Raw genomic sequence first — 2950 nt, 5'->3', positions numbered from 1 at the left:
GTGCGGGCCGGCTAGGGAGCGGCCCGGCGCTCGGCCCGCAACAGGCACTACGCGTGCCGAGAGGGCGTCATGAATCGCGCGGCGCGCATGGCGTTGATCGTTGCTGCGGCGCTGGCCAGCCTGGGCTTTCTCGCGCTGGCGGCCTGGCAGGTCCAGCGCCTGGGCTGGAAAGAGGATCTGATCGCTCGCGTCGAACGGCAGGTTCACGCCGAGCCGGTGGTGCCGCCGGGCGCTTCCGCGCCAGTATCGAAAGCCGACGAATACCGCCCTCTGCGTCTGCGCGGCCGCTTCGAGCCGCGCGAGGTGCTGGTGCAGGCCACGACCGAACTCGGTGGCGGCCACTGGGTGCTGGCACCACTGCGGCTGGATGACGGCACCACTGTCCTCGTCAACCGCGGTTTTGTGCCGCCCGAGCAGCGCGCGCCCGAACAGCATTCCGCGCCTGCCGGCCCCGTCGAGCTGACGGGCTTGCTGCGCCTGACCGAAACCGGTGGCGGCCCGCTGCGCAAGAACGTGCCTGCAGAAGGGCGCTGGTACTCGCGCGATGTTGCTGGCATTGCGACCGAACTTGGCCTGACGGGCCCCGTCGCTCCTTTCTTTGTCGACGAGTCCGCCGACCCCGCCCAACCCCGGCGCTGGCCGCGGCCGGGCCTGACGGTGATCCGCTTCGCCAACAATCACGCCGTCTACGCCATCACCTGGCTGGCGCTCGCGGCCATGTCTGCGGCTGCCGCCATCTATCTGCTCCGCGAAGAGCGCCGCCGCTCCCTGCCTTGAACCCCACGCCGCTGCTCCCCACCGCCGAGCCCGCTGAGCCGGTCATCGTCGCGCCCGAGCGCCGCGCCGGCCGCGCCAACCTGCGCCAGCTCATCGAGCTGYGCTGGCTGGCCGTCGTTGGCCAGCTCGCCACCGTGCTCGTCGTGCATGTCGGCCTGGCGATCACGCTGCCCTGGGCCGAGATGCTGAGCCTGCTCGGCATCCTGGTCGTCTTCAACCTGTTCAGCATCTGGCGCAGCAAGCTCACACAGCCGGTGTCCCAGATCGAGCTCTGCATTGCGCTGCTGGTCGACGTCGGCGTGCTGACCGGCCAGCTCTATCTGGCCGGCGGCAGCGACAACCCCTTCATCTACCTGTATCTGCTGCAGGTCGCCGTGGCCTCGGTGCTGCTGCGGCCGGCCTATCTGATGGCCGTCATGCTGAGCGCGGTGTCGGGCTTCGTGCTGCTGACGCAATGGCACCGCCCGCTGCTGCTGGATGCCTCATCGCCGACGACGTTGTCGCCCAACTACCTGGGCGGCCTGCTGCTGTGCTTCGTGCTCAATGTCGGCCTGCTCAGCGTCTTCATCGTGCGCATCAACCGCAACCTGCGCCAGCGCGATGCCGAGCTGGCCGAGCTGCAGCAGCGCGCGGCCGAGGAGGTGCACATCGTGCGCATGGGCCTGCTGGCCAGTGGCGCCGCACATGAACTGGGCACGCCGCTGGCCACGCTCAGCGTCATCCTGGGCGACTGGGCCCATATGGCCCCGTTTGCGGGCGAGCCGGAGCTGCGGGAAGAAATCGAGGAGATGCAGCGCCAGATCCTGCGCTGCAAGGCCATCGTCACGGGCATCCTGATGTCCGCCGGCGAGATGCGCGGCGAGGCACCGCGGCTGACGACGCTGCAGGCCTTCACCGACAGCCTGGCCAAGGACTGGCGGGCCGCCCACGCAGGCGCGGATCTGGCACTGCGCAACAAGGACCTGCCCGAGGTCGAGATCATCTCGGACAGCGCCCTGCAGCAGGTCGTCGCCAACCTGCTCGATAACGCTCTCGAGGCGGCGCCAGGCATGCCGCTGACCCTCGTCGCCACCTGCCCGGACGAAGCCACGCTGCACTTGAGCGTGCGCGACAACGGCCCCGGCTTCGACGCCGACCGTCTCAAGCATTTCGGCGAGCCCTACCAGAGCAGCAAGGGCCAGCCGGGCCGTGGCATGGGCCTCTTCCTGTCGGTCAACGTCGCGCGCACCCTGGGCGGGCGGCTGGAGGCTCGCAACCGCGAGGGCGGCGGCGCAGAGGTCGTGCTGACGCTGCCCCTGGCTTCGCTGCTGCCGCGACAATCCGCCACTCATGCCCGCTGAAGCAGACCGTTTGCTGCTCATCGTCGAGGACGACGACAGCTTCGCCCACACGCTGACGCGCTCCTTCGAGCGCCGCGGCTGGCGTTGCCTGCGAGCCACCGGCCTGGACGACATGAAGACCCTGCTCGACGAGCTGCCCGAGGACGAGGAACTCGGCCATGCCGTCGTCGACCTCAAACTGGCTGGCGGCGCTTCGGGCCTGTCCTGCGTACAGGCCTTGCATGGCTGGGACCCGGAGGTCCTCATCGTCGTGCTGACCGGCTATGCCAGCATCGCGACGGCCGTCGAGGCCATCAAGCTCGGGGCCTGCCATTACCTCGCCAAGCCGGCCAACACAGACGACATCGAAGCCGCCTTCGCGCGCAAGCAGGGCGATGCCGACGTGGAAGTGACCGAGCGCCAGACCGCGTCCATCAAGACGCTGGAATGGGAGCGTATCCACGAGGTGTTGGCCGAGACCGACTTCAATATCAGCGAGACGGCGCGGCGCCTGGGCATGCACCGGCGCACGCTGGCGCGCAAGCTCGAGAAGCAGCGCATCAAGTGATCAGCCGGGCAGCCTCTCCTTGAGCGCGTCGCGAAGCTCGGCCCAGCTGTAGGTGGCCTGGGCCGCCAGCAGACCCGCCTGGCCGAAGACCGGCGTCAATCCGTAGCGCCGCAAGGCGGCGGGCAGGTCCGCGCGGCCGCTGATGGCGTCCGCCAACCATTCGCCGGCCACCGTCGTCGGCGCCACGCCATGGCCGCCAAAGGCCTGAGCGAACCACAGGCCCGGCGCCAGCTGGCCGATCTGCGGCATCTTGTGCCGGGCATAGCTCATGAGCCCACCCCAGGCA

The 2950-nt window shown here is 69.4% G+C and carries 4 protein-coding genes; 3 read left to right on the top strand and 1 reads right to left on the bottom strand.

Features of this window, described 5'->3' with window-relative positions; translation table 11 throughout:
* Positions 1 to 69: 69 nt before the first annotated feature.
* From AC1DU6_RS25575 to AC1DU6_RS25565, 3 genes are read left to right on the top strand one after another with little or no spacing between them, the layout of a single operon-like run.
* Entirely contained in the window at positions 70 to 777 is a 708-nt protein-coding gene (locus AC1DU6_RS25575) for an SURF1 family protein (protein ID WP_477860529.1), read from the top strand.
* Positions 774 to 2117, top strand: coding sequence for an ATP-binding protein (locus AC1DU6_RS25570; RefSeq protein WP_477860527.1), 1344 nt, complete (start codon positions 774 to 776; stop codon positions 2115 to 2117). Before AC1DU6_RS25575 ends, AC1DU6_RS25570 begins: the two co-directional genes overlap by 4 nt.
* Complete coding sequence (locus AC1DU6_RS25565) at positions 2107 to 2664, top strand: response regulator transcription factor (protein WP_457322953.1); 558 nt, start codon at positions 2107 to 2109, stop codon at positions 2662 to 2664. The genes AC1DU6_RS25570 and AC1DU6_RS25565 overlap by 11 nt, the downstream gene beginning before the upstream one ends.
* Here the strand turns inward: AC1DU6_RS25565 and AC1DU6_RS25560 are convergent.
* On the bottom strand, positions 2665 to 2950 hold a 286-nt coding region (locus AC1DU6_RS25560), incomplete at its 5' end, for an FAD-dependent oxidoreductase (protein ID WP_477860525.1).

The sequence above is a fragment of the Roseateles sp. P5_B10 genome, from assembly GCF_056400485.1.
Note: the sequence above shows the minus strand (reverse complement) of the source record. Positions and strands in the feature narration are given on the sequence as shown.

What these genes read in the sequence shown, in the direction of transcription:
- AC1DU6_RS25575 (WP_477860529.1), top strand. Translation starts at nt 70, where the DNA reads ATGAATCGCGCGGCGCGCATGGCGTTGATCGTTGCTGCGGCGCTGGCC.
- AC1DU6_RS25565 (WP_457322953.1), top strand. Translation starts at nt 2,107, where the DNA reads ATGCCCGCTGAAGCAGACCGTTTGCTGCTCATCGTCGAGGACGACGAC.